This is a genomic window from Cupriavidus sp. 05L310, from assembly GCF_056398185.1.
In genome coordinates, this window is sequence record NZ_JBFTOX010000079.1 from 1 (window position 1) to 17139 (window position 17139).

17 protein-coding genes are annotated in these 17139 nt (G+C 66.3%); 12 read left to right on the plus strand and 5 right to left on the minus strand.

What is annotated here, in order from left to right:
* The first annotated feature begins 261 nt into the window (after positions 1–261).
* The 3 genes from AC1DS6_RS37840 to AC1DS6_RS37850 all read left to right on the plus strand — a co-directional run bounded on the left by AC1DS6_RS37840 (position 262) and on the right by AC1DS6_RS37850 (position 3298).
* Complete coding sequence (locus AC1DS6_RS37840; RefSeq protein WP_441637150.1) at positions 262–948, plus strand: ubiquinone biosynthesis accessory factor UbiJ; 687 nt, start codon at positions 262–264, stop codon at positions 946–948.
* A gap of 73 nt (positions 949–1021) precedes the next feature.
* Positions 1022–2599, plus strand: coding sequence for a ubiquinone biosynthesis regulatory protein kinase UbiB (ubiB, locus tag AC1DS6_RS37845; RefSeq protein ID WP_441637152.1), 1578 nt, complete (start codon positions 1022–1024; stop codon positions 2597–2599).
* A 63-nt stretch (positions 2600–2662) separates the two neighbouring features.
* Positions 2663–3298 carry a methyltransferase domain-containing protein gene (locus AC1DS6_RS37850; protein WP_441637154.1) on the plus strand — a complete coding sequence of 212 codons (636 nt, stop codon included), beginning with the start codon at positions 2663–2665 and terminating at the stop codon, positions 3296–3298.
* A gap of 16 nt (positions 3299–3314) precedes the next feature.
* Here the strand turns inward: AC1DS6_RS37850 and AC1DS6_RS37855 are convergent, their stop codons facing one another.
* The gene (locus AC1DS6_RS37855; protein WP_441637156.1) at positions 3315–3923 is read right to left on the minus strand and encodes a hypothetical protein; all 609 of its coding nucleotides are present in this window, start codon (positions 3921–3923) and stop codon (positions 3315–3317) included.
* 452 nt (positions 3924–4375) lie between these two features.
* Here AC1DS6_RS37855 and AC1DS6_RS37860 point away from each other — a divergent pair, with 452 nt between their 5' ends.
* From AC1DS6_RS37860 to aspS, 4 genes are all read left to right on the plus strand, one after another.
* The gene (locus AC1DS6_RS37860) at positions 4376–5812 is read left to right on the plus strand and encodes a high affinity choline transporter 1 (RefSeq protein ID WP_441637160.1); all 1437 of its coding nucleotides are present in this window, start codon (positions 4376–4378) and stop codon (positions 5810–5812) included.
* A 197-nt stretch (positions 5813–6009) separates the two neighbouring features.
* Positions 6010–6369 (plus strand): FmdB family zinc ribbon protein, encoded by a 360-nt coding sequence (locus tag AC1DS6_RS37865; protein ID WP_477104450.1) that lies wholly within the window; start codon positions 6010–6012, stop codon positions 6367–6369.
* A 14-nt stretch (positions 6370–6383) separates the two neighbouring features.
* The gene (locus tag AC1DS6_RS37870; protein WP_045237884.1) at positions 6384–7082 is read left to right on the plus strand and encodes a DUF502 domain-containing protein; all 699 of its coding nucleotides are present in this window, start codon (positions 6384–6386) and stop codon (positions 7080–7082) included.
* 43 nt (positions 7083–7125) lie between these two features.
* Positions 7126–8928 carry an aspartate--tRNA ligase gene (aspS, locus tag AC1DS6_RS37875; RefSeq protein WP_441636996.1) on the plus strand — a complete coding sequence of 601 codons (1803 nt, stop codon included), beginning with the start codon at positions 7126–7128 and terminating at the stop codon, positions 8926–8928.
* A 67-nt stretch (positions 8929–8995) separates the two neighbouring features.
* On the opposite strand, the gene AC1DS6_RS37880 is transcribed toward aspS, so the two are convergent.
* Both AC1DS6_RS37880 and speB read right to left on the minus strand, forming a co-directional pair.
* Complete coding sequence (locus AC1DS6_RS37880) at positions 8996–10294, minus strand: MFS transporter (protein WP_441636998.1); 1299 nt, start codon at positions 10292–10294, stop codon at positions 8996–8998.
* 34 nt (positions 10295–10328) lie between these two features.
* The gene (gene speB, locus AC1DS6_RS37885; protein WP_441637000.1) at positions 10329–11315 is read right to left on the minus strand and encodes an agmatinase; all 987 of its coding nucleotides are present in this window, start codon (positions 11313–11315) and stop codon (positions 10329–10331) included.
* Between the two features lie 129 nt (positions 11316–11444).
* Here speB and AC1DS6_RS37890 point away from each other — a divergent pair, with 129 nt between their 5' ends.
* The 4 genes from AC1DS6_RS37890 to AC1DS6_RS37905 all read left to right on the plus strand — a co-directional run bounded on the left by AC1DS6_RS37890 (position 11445) and on the right by AC1DS6_RS37905 (position 14842).
* Entirely contained in the window at positions 11445–12341 is an 897-nt protein-coding gene (locus tag AC1DS6_RS37890; protein ID WP_441637002.1) for a LysR family transcriptional regulator, read from the plus strand.
* Positions 12342–12526: 185 nt separating this feature from the next.
* Entirely contained in the window at positions 12527–13414 is an 888-nt protein-coding gene (locus AC1DS6_RS37895; protein WP_441637004.1) for a hypothetical protein, read from the plus strand.
* A gap of 169 nt (positions 13415–13583) precedes the next feature.
* Positions 13584–14057 carry a dihydroneopterin triphosphate diphosphatase gene (gene nudB, locus AC1DS6_RS37900; protein ID WP_441637006.1) on the plus strand — a complete coding sequence of 158 codons (474 nt, stop codon included), beginning with the start codon at positions 13584–13586 and terminating at the stop codon, positions 14055–14057.
* Positions 14054–14842: an endonuclease/exonuclease/phosphatase family protein gene (locus AC1DS6_RS37905; RefSeq protein ID WP_441637008.1), complete on the plus strand. Its 789-nt coding sequence runs from the start codon at positions 14054–14056 to the stop codon at positions 14840–14842. Before nudB ends, AC1DS6_RS37905 begins: the two co-directional genes overlap by 4 nt.
* A gap of 27 nt (positions 14843–14869) precedes the next feature.
* Here AC1DS6_RS37905 and AC1DS6_RS37910 read toward each other — a convergent pair whose 3' ends face one another.
* Positions 14870–15751, minus strand: a complete 882-nt coding sequence (locus tag AC1DS6_RS37910; RefSeq protein ID WP_441637010.1) for a LysR family transcriptional regulator — start codon at positions 15749–15751, stop codon at positions 14870–14872.
* Between the two features lie 137 nt (positions 15752–15888).
* Between AC1DS6_RS37910 and AC1DS6_RS37915 the strand changes: the two genes are divergently transcribed.
* Entirely contained in the window at positions 15889–16488 is a 600-nt protein-coding gene (locus AC1DS6_RS37915) for a short chain dehydrogenase (RefSeq protein ID WP_441637012.1), read from the plus strand.
* Here the strand turns inward: AC1DS6_RS37915 and mobB are convergent.
* Positions 16473–17030: a molybdopterin-guanine dinucleotide biosynthesis protein B gene (gene mobB, locus AC1DS6_RS37920; protein WP_441637014.1), complete on the minus strand. Its 558-nt coding sequence runs from the start codon at positions 17028–17030 to the stop codon at positions 16473–16475. The two genes, AC1DS6_RS37915 and mobB, sit on opposite strands and share 16 nt — an antisense overlap.
* Between the last annotated feature and the right edge of the window lie 109 nt (positions 17031–17139).

The window sequence follows — 17139 nt, forward strand, 5'->3', positions numbered from 1 at the left end:
TTGAGTATCGCCTTAAGGCGATGCGAGTTTGGGTCCCGGCCGCTCTTTTCGTCGGATCCCGAGGGGGTGTCGCCCCATCCGGCGCGCCTTCTTTGCCTACTTTCTTGGCAAGACAAGAAAGTAGGTCGCCCCCCGCAGGGGGGTGAAACCGCCTTTGACTTTGCAGTTAAGCAGTTAAGCAGTTAAGCAGTTGACTTTGACACTAGACCCGATCAACCACCAACACCTCCTGAAAGGCCCGCCCCCAACCCCCACCCAACCATGACCACCCTCCCAACCCCTCTGGCCACGCCGCCCATCACCGCCCTGAACCACCTCCTGGAACAGGAACCCTGGGCCACCTCCATGCTCCAGCCCTTCGCGGGCCGCGTCATCCGCTTCGACGCCGCCGCGTTCACGCTCGCATTGAAGGTGACGGCGCAGGGCCTGACGGAACTGGCGCAAGCCGATGAGATCCCGGCAGTCACGCTAACCGTGCCCTTGCAGCAATGGCCGCTGGTGGCGTCGGACGTGGCGGGCGGCGGCCAGGCAGCCGCGATGAAGCACGTGCGCATCGAGGGCGATGCCGAGTTGGCCAACGCGGTATCCGCGCTGGCGCGCAGCCTGCGCTGGGACGCGGCCGAGGACCTGTCGCGCGCGTTGCGCGGCCTGCTGGGCGGCCCGGTCAGCGACAGCGTGGCGCAACGGATGGTGGACGGCGCGCAGCAAGTCCATGCGCAAGTCACGCGGCTGGGCCGCACGCTGGTGGACAATGTGACCGAATACCTGCTCGACGAGCAGCCAACCCTGGTGCGGCACGTCGCGCTGGACGAGTTCGGCGCCGGCGTGAGCGCGCTGCGCGACGATCTGGCCCGGCTGGAAAAGCGGCTGGAGAAGCTCGAGCAGCGCAGCCGGTCCGGGCGGGGCTCGGCAGGCGGTTCCGGCACGCTGCCTTCCGCTCACCGCTGATCGCCGATTGCAACTGATCATCCGCCAGCCGACACTGGCCAATCCGCACCGCCCCCAATACTGAAGAACCTGCATGACCCGCTTCCTGCGCCTTTGCAAGATCGTTTTCGTCATCCTCTACTACGGCCTCGACGAGCTCGTACTGTCGGGTTTCAAGAGCCGCCGCATCCGCTTCCTGGTGCGCGTCATCACCATCGGCCGCAAGCTCGACATGCCGCGCGGCGAGCGGCTGCGGCTGGCGCTCACACGCCTGGGCCCGATTTTCGTCAAGTTCGGCCAGGTGCTTTCCACCCGGCGCGACCTGATGCCGGCGGACATTGCCGACGAGCTTGCCAAGCTGCAGGACCAGGTGCCGCCATTCGATTCGGTGGTGGCGGTCAAGATCATCGAGCGCTCGCTGGGCCGGCCGCTGTCCATGCTGTTCGAGAGCTTCGACCACAAGCCGGTGGCCAGCGCCTCGATCGCCCAGGTGCATTTCGCCACCTTGAAGGGCGGTCCCAGCGAGGGGCGCGAAGTGGCGGTGAAAGTCCTGCGCCCCGGCATGCTTCCGGTCATCGACAGCGACCTGGCGTTGATGCGCGACCTCGCGGCCTGGCTGGAGCGTTTCTGGGCCGACGGCAAGCGCCTCAAGCCACGCGAGGTGGTTGCCGAGTTCGACAAATACCTGCACGACGAACTCGACCTGATGATCGAGGCGGCCAATGCCAGCCAGCTGCGCCGCAATTTCGCCGATACCAAGCTGCTGCTCGTGCCCGAGGTGTTCTGGGACTTCTGCAGCAGCGAGGTGTTCGTGATGGAGCGCATGCACGGCATCCCCATCTCGCGCACCGAATCGCTCAAGGCGGCCGGCGTCGACATGCACCTGCTGGCCGAGGAGGGGGTGGAGATCTTCTTCACCCAGGTGTTCCGCGACGGCTTCTTCCATGCCGACATGCACCCTGGCAACATCCTGGTGTCGGTGGCGCCGCAGAGTTTCGGCCGCTATATCGCGCTGGACTTCGGCATCGTCGGCGCGCTTTCCGAGTTCGACAAGAATTACCTGGCGCAGAATTTCATCGCCTTCTTCCGGCGCGACTACCATCGCGTGGCCCTGCTGCACGTGGAATCGGGCTGGGTGCCGCCGAACACGCGGGTGGAGGAGCTGGAAAGCGCAGTGCGCGCTTGCTGCGAGCCCTATTTCGACAAGCCGCTCAAGGAGATCTCGCTGGGCATGGTGCTGATGCGCCTGTTCCAGACCTCGCGCCGCTTCAATGTCGAGATCCAGCCGCAGCTGGTGCTGTTGCAGAAGACCTTGCTGAACATCGAAGGGCTGGGCCGCCAGTTGGATCCCGACCTGGACCTGTGGAAGACCGCCAAGCCCTTTCTCGAGAAGTGGATGCACGAGCAGGTGGGCTGGAAGGGCGCCTGGGAGCGGATCCAGGTGGAGGCGCCGCAATGGGCCAAGATGCTGCCCGACTTCCCGCGCCTGGCGCATCAGTTCCTGGAGCGCCGCGCGCTGGTCGACAACAGCCAGCAAGAGCGGCTGCTGACCGCCCTGATCACAGAGCAGCGCCGCACCAACCGCCTGGTCGGCACGGCGTTGCTGTTGGTGGGAGGCTTTGTCGCTGGCGTGGTGCTGACCGAATTGCTGGCCTGGGTTGGCTATTGGTAGCGCCTGCAGCGGCACAGCTAGCATGAACAAAGGCAATTGAATATAGAGACAGTCGAGGCGCGCTTGACCAAATCCGATAACACCGCCGGCAAGCCCGGCGCTACGCCAGCCTTCGCCACCCGCAACGCGGCCGATCCGGCCTTCTGGGACGAGCGCTTCGAGAAAGGGTTCATGCCATGGGACCTGGGCGGCGTGCCGGCCGATTTCGAGGCCTTCGCCAGCGCGATGGCGCCGTGCCCGACGCTGGTCCCTGGCTGTGGCAATGGCTGGGAAGCCGGCTGGCTCCATGCGCGAGGGTGGCCGGTGGCCGCCATCGATTTCTCGCCGGAGGCAGTGGCGAGCGCGCGGCGCGCGCTGGGGCCTGCCGGGGCTATCGTGCACGAGGCGGATTTCTTTGCGTTCACGCCCAAGCCGGCCTGCCAGCTCATCTACGAACGTGCCTTCCTGTGCGCCTTGCCGCCAGCCATGCGGGCTGCCTATGGCCGGCGCGTGGCGGAGTTGCTGCCGCCAGGCGGCCTGCTGGCCGGCTACTTCTTCCTGGATGAAACGCGCGGCGGGCCGCCCTTCGCGATGCCCGAGGCGGAACTGCGCGCGCTGCTTGCGCCGGCATTCGAGCTGGTGGAGGCGCGTGCCGCCACCGGCTCGCCGCCGGTGTTCGCCGGCCGCGAGCATTGGCAGGTCTGGCGCCGCCGGGCCTAGGCGCCGGTTTTTCCCCTTAGCCGCGCACGCGGCCGTTGTGCTTGTCGTGGTAGATCGCCCGGCTGTCGCGGTTTTCGGCGCGCTGGATGCCGCGTTGTTCGGCCGCGCCCACGTGGCCATTGGCGCCGGCACGCGCTTCGCGCCGGTCGACGTGGGCCTGGCCGCGTTCGAGCTTGCCGGCTTCGCGGTTGGTCAGCGAGCCGTTGGCCACGCCGTTCTGGATGCGTTGCTCCTGATTGATATTGCGTTGCACCTCGGCCTGCATGCGCTGCGATGACAGGCTGGCGGGGTTGCCGCTGATGCCGTTATGCGTGTCGCGCGAGATATCGCGGCTCACATTGTTCTCGGCACGCTGGATCGACGCCTGCTCGCGCGGCGAGACTGAGCCGTTGGCAAGGGCATGCGCTTCCATGCGATCGACCCGCGCGGTCTGCTTTTGCAGGCTGGCCGCCTCGCGCGTGCTCAGGCTGCCGGATTGCAGGCCATTCTCGATACGCTGCTCCTGGTTGACGTTGCGCTGCACATCCTGCGCGACCGCCGCGGTCTGGGCGCTGGCCAGACCGGCGCCGAGCAGGCCGGCGGCAATCATCAGGGTCTTGAGCATCAGGGTTTGGCGGTTCGGCATGGTGTTCTCCTTTTCCTTTCGGGGACGTGGGCGGCAGCGCGGCTCGTGGGCTGGTTGCCCGATTTCTGCTGCCGTTCCGCTCTAATGCGCGGCGGGCGAGACGCGCTGACGCAAGCTTTGTAATCCGTGTAACCGCCCGTTATCCGGCCCCTTCCGCACCATGGCGGGGCGCCGCGGCCGATGGTCCCGACCGGAGGCGGGAGGCGGTCTTGTCACCTGTGGCGCGTGCGCTGCATTGATGCCGGCAATTTCCGCATGGCGGGGATTTTTCTTCGCCCGGCACGGTCTGCATCGCTATAATCCGCGTTTTGATTCGGCTACGACCGCAGGCTAGATCAGCCACCCATGCGGCCCCGACCGATGAATTGGACTCCGGGCAGGGCAGGGGAACGCATCCCGCTCACCGGCAACCGGTTTTTCGCCGCAAGGGCATTTTTGGGATAGGCAGCAGCATGCTGATCTGGTTCGTCATCATCTACTGGGTAATCTCTGTCGGCATCGGCCTGTGGGCCGCGCTGCGCGTACGCAACGCCACCGACTTCGCGGTGGCCGGCCGCAGCCTGCCGTTCTATATCGTCACCGCCACCGTGTTCGCCACGTGGTTCGGCTCGGAGACGGTGCTGGGCATCCCCGCGGTCTTTCTCAAGGAAGGCCTGTCCGGGGTGGTGTCCGATCCCTTCGGTTCTTCGCTCTGCCTGATCCTGGTCGGCTTGTTCTTCGCGCGTCCGCTATACCGGATGAACCTGCTCACCATTGGCGATTACTACCACAACCGCTACGGGCGGCTGGCCGAGGTGCTGACCACGCTGTGCATCGTGATGTCCTACCTGGGCTGGGTCGCCGCGCAGATCAAGGCGCTTGGCCTGGTGTTCTTCACCGTCTCGGACGGCACCCTGTCGCAGGAAACCGGCATGATGATCGGCGCCGCCAGCGTGCTGGTCTACACGCTGTTTGGCGGCATGTGGGCGGTGGCGGTGACCGACTTCCTCCAGATGATCATCATCGTGATCGGCATGTTGTATATCGGCTACGAGGTCAGCGGCCAGGCCGGCGGCGTGGCGGCGGTGGTGTCGCACGCGGCGGCGGCCGGCAAGTTCGAGTTCCTGCCCTCGCTGGACCTGATACAGATCATCGGTTTCGCGGCGGCGCTGTTCACCATGATGCTGGGGTCGATCCCGCAGCAGGACGTGTTCCAGCGCGTGACCTCGTCGCGCACCGAGAAGATTGCCGGACGCGCCTCGGTGCTGGGCGGCGTGCTGTATTTCTGCTTTGCCTTTATCCCGATGTTCCTGGCCTATTCGGCCACCATGATCGATCCGGAGATGGTGCAGAAGTACATCAACACCGATTCGCAACTGATCCTGCCCAAGCTGATCCTGACGCACGCGCCCATGTTCGCCCAGGTGATGTTCTTCGGCGCGCTGTTGTCCGCCATCAAGAGCTGCGCTTCGGCGACGCTGCTGGCGCCGTCCGTTACCTTCGCCGAGAACATCCTGCGGCCGTATTTCCGCCATCTCGACGACCGCCGTTTCCTGCGCGTGATGCAGGCGGTGGTGCTGGTGTTCGCGGTGCTGGTGACGCTGTTCGCGCTGAACTCGCATCTTTCCATCTTCCATATGGTGGAGAATGCCTACAAAGTCACATTGGTATCGTCGTTCGTGCCACTGGCCTTCGGCATGTTCTGGAAACCGGCCACCCGCCAGGGCGGGCTGGCCGCCATCCTCCTGGGCCTGACTTCCTGGCTGTGCTGCGAGATCGCCTTCGCCGACGCGGCGGTGCCGCCGCAGATGGTCGGTTTGCTGTTCTCCATCGGCGGCATGGTCTTCGGTTCGCTGCTGCCGCAGTGGATCGGCGACCATCCGCGCGTCGAGGAAGTGCATCTGGCCTGACCGATGCGGCGCCGCGCGTGGTGCGCGTGCCTCTGGCGGCATTTCTGGCCCTTTTTCAGCCGGCCCGCTGTTCTCAGAACGGTTTATAATTCAAGGCTTTGCACCGCAAGGTGGCGCACGGGAGCGGCAACTTCCCCGTCGGCGCGACTGCGCGGTCCCCCCATTTTCCGTTCCAGAATCCTCGCGGAGTGCCACTTATGCCGATCTATGCCTATCGTTGCGACGCCTGCGGCCACGGGCGCGATGTGCTGCAGAAAATGAGCGATGCGCCGCTCACTGACTGCACATCCTGCGGCGCAACGGGCACGTTCAAGAAACAACTGACCGCCGCGGGCTTCCAGCTCAAGGGTTCGGGCTGGTACGTCACCGACTTCCGTGGCGGCAGCGGCGGCACCGCCGCGGCTCCCGCCGGTGCTGCCCCGGCCGCCGCCGCCGGCGCGGCCGATAGCGGCAGCGCTGCCGCGGCTGCGCCTTCCTCCGGCGACGCGTCCGGCTCCGCCAGCACGGCCACCGCAAGCGCCGCCGGCGGTTGCGGCAGCGCCTGCGCTTGCCATTGAAGGCAGAACGCGCCGTGGCAGCGAAGAAAACGTCCGCCCTCAAGACCTGGTTCCTGACCGGGCTGCTGGTGCTGGTGCCGCTGGGCATCACGCTCTGGGTGCTGAATCTCGTCATCGGCACCATGGACCAGAGCCTGGCGCTGCTGCCGGAAGCCTGGCAGCCCGACAAGCTGTTCGGCCGGCGCATCCTGGGCCTGGGCGCGATCCTGACGGTCGTGTTCATCCTGCTGGTGGGGCTGCTGGCCCACAACTTCATCGGCCAGCGGCTGGTGCGCTGGTGGGAAGCGCTGTTGCGCCATATCCCGGTGGTGGGGCCGATCTACACCAGCGTCAAGCAGGTATCCGACACGCTGCTGTCCTCGTCCGGCAATGCCTTTCGCAAGGCCTTGCTGGTGCAGTATCCGCGTGAAGGCTCGTGGACCATCGCCTTCCTGACCGGGCGGCCCGGCGGCGATGTGCAGAATCACCTGCAGGGCGAATATGTCAGCGTCTACGTGCCGACCACGCCCAATCCGACCTCGGGCTTCTTCCTGATGATGCCCAAGGCCGATACCATCGAACTCGACATGACCGTCGACGCCGCGCTGAAGTACATCGTCTCGATGGGCGTGGTGGCGCCGACCGAGCTGCCGCGCAAGAGCGGCCCGGTGCGCGCTGGCGAGGCGGATGCCGAAGCCCTCGCCGAGTCCGCCGACTCTTCGCATTCAAATTGATCGCCGGCCGCATCGGCGGCCGCGTTATTCCTGGAATTCTCCTATGTCCATGCGTACTCACTACTGCGGTCTCGTGACCGAACAACTGACGGGCCAGGAAGTGGCCCTGACCGGCTGGGTGCAGCGCCGCCGCGATCACGGCGGCGTGATCTTCATTGACCTGCGCGACCGCGAAGGCCTTGTGCAGGTGGTATGCGATCCCGATCGCCCAGAGATGTTCAAGGCCGCCGAAGAGATTCGCAACGAGTTCTGCATCCGCGTCACCGGCAAGGTCCGTGCACGTCCGGAAGGCACCGAGAACGCCAACCTGACCTCCGGCAAGATTGAGGTGCTGTGCCATGAGCTGACCGTGCTCAACCCGTCGGTCACGCCCCCGTTCCAGCTCGACGACGACAACCTGTCCGAGACCACCCGCCTGACCCACCGCGTGCTCGACCTGCGCCGCCCGCAGATGCAGTACAACCTGCGCCTGCGCTACAAGGTGGCCATGGAAGTGCGCAAGTACCTGGACGCGCAAGGCTTTATCGACATCGAGACGCCGATGCTGGGCAAGAGCACGCCCGAAGGCGCGCGCGACTACCTGGTGCCCTCGCGGACCAACCCGGGCCACTTCTTCGCGCTGCCGCAGTCGCCGCAGATCTTCAAGCAGATGCTGATGGTGTCGGGCTTCGACCGCTACTACCAGATCACCAAGTGCTTCCGCGACGAGGACCTGCGTGCCGACCGCCAGCCCGAGTTCACGCAGATCGACTGCGAGACCTCGTTCCTGAACGAGCAGGAGATCCGCGACCTGTTCGAGGACATGATGCGCACGGTGTTCAAGAACGCCATCGACGTCGACCTGGACGCCAGCTTCCCGGTGATGGAATTCCGCGAGGCCATGGCCCGTTTCGGTTCGGACAAGCCTGACCTGCGCGTCAAGCTCGAATTCACCGAACTGACCGACGCCATGAAGGACGTCGATTTCAAGGTGTTCTCCGGCCCCGCCAACAGCGAGAACGGCCGCGTGGTCGGCCTGTGCGTGCCGGGCGGCGCCGCCATCTCGCGCAGCGAGATCGATGCTTACACCCAGTTCGTCGCCATCTACGGCGCCAAGGGCCTGGCCTGGATCAAGGTCAACGAAGTGGCCAAGGGCCGCGACGGCCTGCAATCGCCGATCGTCAAGAACCTGCATGACGCGGCCATCGCCGAGATCCTGAAGCGCACCGGCGCCAAGGATGGCGACATCATCTTCTTCGGCGCCGACAAGGCCAAGGTCGTCAACGACGCCATCGGCGGCCTGCGCCTGAAGATCGGCCACTCCGAGTTCGGCAAGACCCACGGCCTGTTCGAGGACGTGTGGAAGCCGCTGTGGGTGATCGACTTCCCGATGTTCGAGTACGACGAGGAAGACGCCCGCTGGGTCGCCATGCACCACCCGTTCACCAGCCCCAAGGACGAGCACCTGCAATACCTGGAAACCGATCCGGGCAAATGCATCGCCAAGGCCTATGACATGGTCCTGAACGGCTGGGAAATGGGCGGTGGCTCGGTGCGGATCTTCCGCGAGGACGTGCAGAGCAAGGTGTTCCGCGCCCTGAAGATCGGCGAGGAAGAAGCACGCGCCAAGTTCGGCTACCTGCTGGACGCGCTGCAATACGGCGCGCCCCCGCACGGCGGCCTGGCCTTCGGCCTGGACCGCATCGTCACCATGATGGCCGGCGCCGATTCGATCCGCGACGTGATCGCCTTCCCCAAGACCCAGCGCGCCCAAGACTTGCTGACGCAAGCGCCGAGCGCGGTCGACGAGAAGCAGCTGCGCGAGCTGCATATCCGCTTGCGTGCCGCGGAGCCGAAGACGGCCTGAGCCGGGGTTTCGACTGCCTGAGGAAGGGCCGCGCGCAAGCGCGGCCCTTCTTGTTTTTCCGGGCGTATCAGATGCTCGTCGCGGTCGCGGGCAAGCTGGCCTCTCGCGCTCGCCCTGCCAGCATCACGCAAATCAGCGATAGTGCCGCAAATCCCGCATAGAAGACCGCCATCGGCCACCACTGCGGAAAGAACCTGTCCGCCAGCAGTGTCGCCAGCAGCGGAGTCAGGCCGCCGGCGAAGGCGCCGCACACCTGGTACGACAGCGAGATGGCGGTGTAGCGGATGCGCGCGGCGAACATGCCGGTGACAAAGCCGGCAATGACGGCGTAGTAGCCCGATTCACACAACGTGGCGATGGCGATGCCCAGGAACACCGTGTGCGGCTGGCCAGTGCGAACCAGGGGCAGCATGACGAACGGCACGGCGATGGCGCATGCCGCAACGACGGCCAGCACGCGCCGGGTGCCGAAGCGGTCGGCCAGATGCGCCGCGCCCAGTTGCACGAAGAACTGCAGCACCGCCACCCAGAACATGCAGTCGAGAATCATCTCCCGGTCCAGCGCAAGGTACTGCGTGGCATAAGAGATCATGAAGATGTTGCTGAAGTAGACCCCGGCGATGCCGTACACGTTGGCGCCGATCGCCAGCACGATCAGCGGCCACGCGCGTAGCGCTTCGGCCAGCGGCTGGCTGGCCACGTCGCCGGTGGCCTGCATCGCCTCGAATTCCGGCGATTCGTTGACCGACAGCCGGATCGCGAAGCCAACCGCCAGCAGCACCGCGCTGGCCAGGAAGGGCAGGCGCCAGCCCCATTGCATGAGGGCGTCGTGATCGAGCCGGCTGATGGCGCTGAAGGCCAGCATCGACAGGATCAGCCCGCCCGCGCTGCCAAGTTGCGCGAACGAGGCGAAGAAGGTGCGCCGGCCGGCCGGCGCGTGCTCGCCTGCCAGCAACACCGCGCCGCCCCACTCGCCGCCGACCGCGATGCCCTGCAGTACGCGCAACGCCACCAGCGCCACGGGCGCGATCCATCCGGCCTGCGCATAGGTCGGCAGGCAGCCGATCAGTACCGTGGCGATGGCCATCAAGGACAGCGTGCCCATGAGCGCGCGCTTGCGCCCAAGGCGATCGCCGATGCGCCCGAACAGAACGCCACCAACGGGCCGCGCCAGAAAGCCGATGGCGAACGAGCCGAACGAGGCCAGCAGGCTCAGCAGGCGGCTCTCGCCGGGAAAGAACAGCGGTCCGAAAACCAGCGCCGCGGCCGTGGCGTAACTGTAGAAATCGTACCACTCGATGGTGGTGCCGACGAACGATGCCAGGGCCGCGCGGCGCGGTTGGGGGGCAGGCTGCTTGGTCTGCATGGTGGGTCTCCTGTTTATGGCTTTGGCGAAGGCATCAGGCGTCGCGGTATTCGACGCCGGGCACCACGCACAGCAGTTCGAACGCCAGATTGGCCCCGAGCAGCGCCGTGGTGCCAAACGGGTCATAGGGCGGCGATACCTCGACCAGGTCGGCGCCGACGATATCCAGCCCGCGCGCGCCACGCACGATCTCCAACGCCTGTGGCACCGTCAGTCCGCCAATCTCCGGCGTGCCGGTGCCGGGAGCGTAGGCAGGGTCGATGCCGTCGATATCGAAAGTGATGTAGACCGGGCCGCCCCGCAGGCGCGCGCCGACTTCCTCCATCAGCGGTGCCAGCGAGCGGTGCCAGCATGCTTCGGCAGTAACCACCTGAAATCCCTGCTGGCGGCACCAGTCGAAATCCTCGGCGGCATAGCCGGTGCCGCGCAGGCCGATCTGCACCACACGGCCGCAATCGAGCAGCCCTTCCTCCACCGCGCGGCGGAACGGCGTGCCGTGCGCGATCTTCTCGCCGAACATGGTGTCGTTCACATCGGCATGCGCATCGACATGGATCAGTCCGACGCGGCCATACCTGGCGTGCATGGCGCGCAGGATCGGCAGCGTGACGGTGTGGTCGCCGCCCAGCCCGACCGGGCGGCACCCCGTGGCGATGATGTCGCGGTACGCCGCCTCGATGCGCGCGATGGAATCGTGCAGGTTGTATGGATTGGTCGCCACGTCGCCGATATCGGCCACGCGCAGCGAATCGAACGGGGCGGCGCGCGTGGCCATGTTGTAGGGGCGCAGCAGCACGGATTCGGCCCGGATCTGGCGGGGCCCCAGCCGCGCGCCGTTGCGGTTGGACGTGCCCAGGTCGAACGGCACGCCGACAAAGCAGGCATCCAGCCCGGCGGTGCTGCCGGCGGCGGGCAGCCGCATCATGGTGGCGATGCCGCCAAAGCGCGGCATGGCGTTGCCGGACATCGGCTGGAAGGGTTCGGCAGCGCCGGCCGGGTTGCGTAGCAGCTTTGCATTCATGGCGATCGATTCATCATGCCGCGCCCGGTGGCATGTCATGGTGGAGGGATCTGAATTCTTGCTGATTGTTTTGACGCGTAGAATGCGAAACTTCTGAACCAAACATTGATCCGGATCGATGTACCAACCATGCTGGGACAACCCTCCGATCTTGACCTGCGCCTGATCCGCGTTTTCCTGGCGGTAGTGGACGCCAACGGCATCACACCCGCGCAGGCGACGCTCAACGTCAGCCAGTCCACCATCAGCACGCAGCTTTCAACGCTGGAAACACGGCTGGGCTACCGGCTGTGTGAACGCGGGCGCAGCGGTTTCCGGCTGACTCCGCGCGGCCGGCAATTCGTCGAATCCGGGCGCAAGCTGCTGACGGCGCTGGATGTCTTTGGCGCAGAAGCGCGCAAGGTGGGGCGCACGCTGGTGGGCACGCTCAACCTGGGCTTGATCGGGCATACGCCGGTGAGCGCCAATGCGCGCATCAGCCAGGCAATCGAGTGCTTCCGCCAACGCGACGAATCCGTGCACTTCTCGGTGTCGGTGCGTTCGCCGGGGGAACTGGAAGGATTGCTGCTGGACGGCAAGATCCACATGGGTATCGGCTACTTCTGGCATCGCGTGCCCGCGCTGGACTACACCACCATCTTTCACGAGACCCAGCTTGCCTATGCCGGACGCGGCCATCCGCTTTTTGCCGAGGCCGGGCGCATCGACCCGGCGGTCACGCTCGGCCATGCGTGGGCCTGGCGCAGCTATCCGCTGCCGGAGGCCGCGGGCTCGCCGGCAGACCGGCTGGTGACGGCGATGGCGGACAACATGGAGGCAGTGGCGATGCTGGTGCTGTCCGGCCGGCACCTGGGCTATTTGCCGGCACATTTCGCGGCCCCCTACGTGCTGCAGGGCCAGTTGGCCCCGCTCGCGCCGGACGCGATGCGCTATGAGGTACCGTTCGACATGGTGGTGCGCCGCAAGCCGCACGGGAGCGATTTGCTGGACGCCTTCATCGCCGACATGAAGGCGGCGCACGCCTGACGCGCGGCTGCTCCTGTGGGGTCTGGTGATCCTCTTCCGCGCGCGCCGGCCATTCGGCACCCCGTGCCTGGTTTCCAATTGTTACATCGCGGAACGAAGCCCCCTCCTGTCCAGTCTTCTCCCTTTATAGCGCCAAGCCGCAAGCCCATTTCGAAGGCGCACCGGCCGCGCGGGAGGAATTTGCCGTGCACCTGGATGTAGAACTGATTCGCCAGTTTTTGCTGGCCCATGCCGAGACCATCGTCACCTGGCTTGTCGCCGGGCTGGCGATGATGCTGCTGGCGCGTTTCGAATTGCGGCGCGCGGTGCGCCGCTCGGCGGTGGCCATGTCGGAGTCCGTGGCGACCACGGTGGCGGCCTGCGTGCCGGATATCGCGCATGCGGCGCAGACCGGCGGCGGTGCCGTGCCAATGCCGGAACCGGTGGAGATGCAGCGCGCCGAAGCCCTGCGCCGGGTGGCGCTGGATACGGTGGGAACGGTCATGGCGCGCGGACGCTGGCTGGAAGACCTGGGCAACCTGCGCCTGGCCGACGACGCCCTGGTTCAGGGCAGCCGCGCCGGCGGCGCGGATCCGCTGCTTGTCGTAGCGCCCCAGCCGGTGGTACAGGCTTACCTGCTGGCGCAGCGTACCTTCGACGAGCACGCGGCGCACCTGCGCGACGAGCGCCGCGAGGCACTACGCCTGCAGGACGGATTACAGGCGCTGGCGGCGGAGGCCACCCATATCGAGCAGGAAACCGGCAGCATCGTGATGCGCTTCGAGCAGGTCAACGCGCAAGCGGCCCAGGGCGTGGACGCGGGCGACTACCAGCGCTTCCTGATCCAGAAGTACAACGCGCTCGGCGTGCGCGAAAAGGAGATAGCGCAGGAACGCTTGCAATTGCAGGCGCAACTGCGGGAATGCGCCGAACGCCTTGCCGCGCATGCGCACGCGGCTTCGCGCGAGTACACCCAGGCGCTCACGCCGCTGATGCAGCAACTACGCGCCGCATGGGGCCACGGCGACTCTCCCGGCGTCTTCGAGACCTGGCTGCGCGAGGCGCCGGTCCAGTCCAGCGTCCACGCTGCTTGAGTGTCGTCCGGGCGCCGGAAGCCACGGGAAGCGTTGCCAGGTTCCAGCCGCGCCTGATCCGTCCCCTCCCATCATGCATCCAGCCCGTGAGACCGTTCCGGCGACCATGTTTCCCATGGCGGCCGGGTGCATCTGCGGTAAGCTTGGGGACGCCGTTTGTCTTATCCCCATGTCCTACAAAATCCCTGAATCCGTCCTGGTCGTGGTCCACACGCCGGACCTGCAAGTGCTGTTGATCGAGCGCGCCGACCGGCCGGGTTACTGGCAGTCCGTCACCGGCAGCCTGGACGCGCCCGACGAGCCGCTGGCCGTGACGGCCGCCCGCGAAGTGGCGGAGGAAACCGGCATCATCGCCGCCGAGCATCAACTGGACGACTGGCAGCACACCATCGACTACGAGATCTATCCCCAGTGGCGCCACCGTTACGCCGCCGGCGTGACGCGCAACACCGAGCACTGGTTCGGCCTGCGCGTGGCGCAGCCGGTGCCGGTGACGCTGGCACCACGCGAGCACCTGCAATATCAGTGGCTGCCGTGGCGCGAGGCCGCCGCGCTCTGCTTCTCGAGCAGCAATGCGGAGGCGGTGCTGCAACTGGGCTGGCGCGTGCAGGGACAGCGCGCGGCCTGTGGAGCGGCCTCATGAGACTGCGCGTCGTTACCTACAACATTCACAAGGGCGTGACCGGCATCAAGGGCAAGTCGCGCATCCATAACGTGCGCGACGGCCTGCATGTGGTCAATGCCGACATCGTCTTCCTGCAGGAAGTGCAGGACCGCAATGACCGCCTGGTGGCGGCCGCCTTGTTCGACCCGGACTATACGCAGCTCAACTACCTGGCCACCGATGCCTACCCGCACTCGGTGTATGGGCGCAATGCGGTGTACGACCACGGGCACCACGGCAATGCCATCCTGTCGCGCCATCCGATCCTGATGTCGGAAAACCTCGACATCTCCGACCATCGCTTCGAGCAGCGCGGCCTGCTGCATGCGGTGGCGGATATGAACGGCGTCGAGGCCCATCTGATCTGCGTGCATTTCGGGCTGTTCGCCCGCAGCCGCGCGCGCCAGGCGGAGGCGCTGGTCAAGCGCGTGTGCGACGTGGTGCCGGCCGAAGCGCCGCTGGTGATCGCCGGCGATTTCAACGACTGGAACCACCGCCTCGACAACCTGATCTGCACCACGCTGGGGGCGACGGAAGTTTCCCATGCGGGCGGTGCACGGCTGCACACTTTTCCCAGCCACATGCCTTGGTGGCAACTCGACCGCATCTATGTGCGCGGATTCGAGATCGAGCACGCCAGCGCGCTGACCGGCCGCGAATGGGCCCAGCGCTCTGACCACGTGCCGTTGATGGCCGAGCTTGCCCGCATTTCCGTCCCGGAGCGGCCGGTTGCCCACAAGGCCAAGGCCGGCATCTCTTCGTGAAGCCCCGCGCCGGCGCGCGGGTTGTCTTCAGGCCCCCATTTTTTCCAGCATGATTTCGATGAAGCGCGCCTGCTTGGGCAAAGGCCGCGGGTCGCGCGGATAAAGCAGGTGCACAGGCCTCGGCGCTGGCGTGGCGTCTTCCAGAAGCGGTACCAGCAGGCCTGCGGCGATGTCGGCCGCCAGCAGTACTTCAGGCTGCATGACGATGCCGCAGCCGGACAGCGCGGCGCGCCGCAACGCCTGGCCGTTATTGGCAGCGAGCGGCGCCGCCGCCATCCGCCCGGGACCGCCCTCGAATGCCGGCCAGCCCATGCCTTGTGGCCACAACAGGTGGTTCAGGCAGCGATGTCCGGCCAGGTCTGACAGGGAACGGGGATGGCCCGCCTGCGCCAGGTAGGCCGGCGCCGCGCAGATCGCCATGCGGTAGGGCCGCAAGGGGCGCGCGACCAGGTGGTCCGAACTGGCCAGCGCGCCGATGCGGACAGCAGCATCGAAACCGTCGGCAATCAGGTCGGTAAAGGCGTCGTCAAGCACCAGTTCCACCGTGACTTCCGGATAGTTCAGGAGGAACGCCGATACTGCCTCGGCGACCGCCGTCTCTCCCAGCGTCACCGGGGCGGTGACGCGCAAGCGCCCGCGCGGCTGGCTGTGCAGGCGTTCCGCAACGGTTTCCGCGTTGCGCACACGCTCCAGTATCAGCCGGCATTCCTCCAGGAACAGGCGCCCGGCTTCGGTCAGGCTCTGGCGCCGCGTGCTGCGTTGCAGCAGGCGCACGCCCAGATGGCGTTCGAGCTGGCCCACATGCTTGCCCACCATCACCGCCGACAGGCCCAGCGCATCGGCGCAGGCACTGAAGCTGCCGGCTTCGGCGGCGGCGGCGAAGACTTCCATGCTGCGTAGCTTGTCCACGGATTACTAATTAAAAGTTAGGTATCCGCAAAATCGTATCCCATTTATCCGTGCCTGGCCCACTTTCATAATCGGTTTTTGAAGCGGAGGGAAGGAATCCCCCGCACCATTGGCCTAATGGACGAACGGAGAGTGGGATGAAAATTATCGTGATCGGGGCCAGCGGCACCCTTGGCCAGGCGGTGGTCCAGAACCTGTCGGCGCGCCATGAAGTGGTGCGCGTCGGCAAGTCGGGTGGCGATCATCGGGTCGACCTGACGCAGCCCGGGTCGGTGCAGGCCTTGTTCGAATCGACCGGCCGGGTGGATGCCATCGTCGCCACCACCGGGAGCCTGTTTTTTGGCCCGCTCGCGCAGATGCGCGCCGAGGATTTCGCGATCGGGCTGCAAGACAAGTTGCTCGGGCAGGTGCGCCTGGCGCTGGTTGGCCAGCACTTCCTGAACGATGGCGGCTCGATCACGCTCACCAGCGGGATCGTCGGCAGCGAGCCGATCCGCATGGGCGCCAATGCCGGCAGCGTCAATGCCGCGCTGGAAGGGTTCGTGCGCAGCGCGGCGCCTGAACTGGAGCGTGGCCTGCGCATCAACGTGGTCAGCCCGACCGTGGTGCAGGAGTCATGGTCCGCCTATGGCGATGTCTTCCCCGGTTTCGAGGCGGTGCCGGCGGCGCGTGTCGCATTGGCCTACCAGCGCAGCATCGAGGGGCCGCGCAGCGGCCACGTCTATCGCGTCTGGTGAGGCTGCGCCAGGGTGGCGGCCAGGGCTGGCGTGAGTTCGAGCGCGCCATCCTGGATCAGTTGGCAGATGGCATCGAGGTCGGACAGGTCCAGCACGGGCAGGGCGGTGAGCATGGCCACCGCCTCCGGTTTGTCGCTGGCTATGGCCACAATGCTCCGCACCTGCGGCCATAGCGACGGCCTGCCAAGGTCCGGCCGGAACACTTCCAGCTTGGGGAAATCGCTGTGCTTGTAGCCTTCCACCAGCACCAGGTCGGTGCCGGCTGGCAGCACGGCAAGCGCGTCGGCCAGTTCGGGCGAGGCTTCGGACTCGGGGTAGTGGCGCATCAGCGTCAGGTGGCGCGCGCCCACCAGCACGACATTGGCGCATCCGGCCTGGCGCATGCGCCAGGAATCCTTGCCAGGGGTGTCGGGGTCGAAGCCGTGGTGGGTGTGCTTGACGCCGGCCACGCGCAGCCCGGCTGCGACGAAACGCGGGATCAACTGATCCAGCAGCGTGGTCTTGCCGCTGCCGGACGAACCGGAGATGCCGAAAACCTTCACGATGTCGGGGCGGTGAGGGGATAAAGCGCCGACGATAGCAGAGAACGGCCGGAAAGGCCGGAACAGTGCGCCGTGCGCGCCGCCTTTGGCGCGCACGGGACATCGGCGT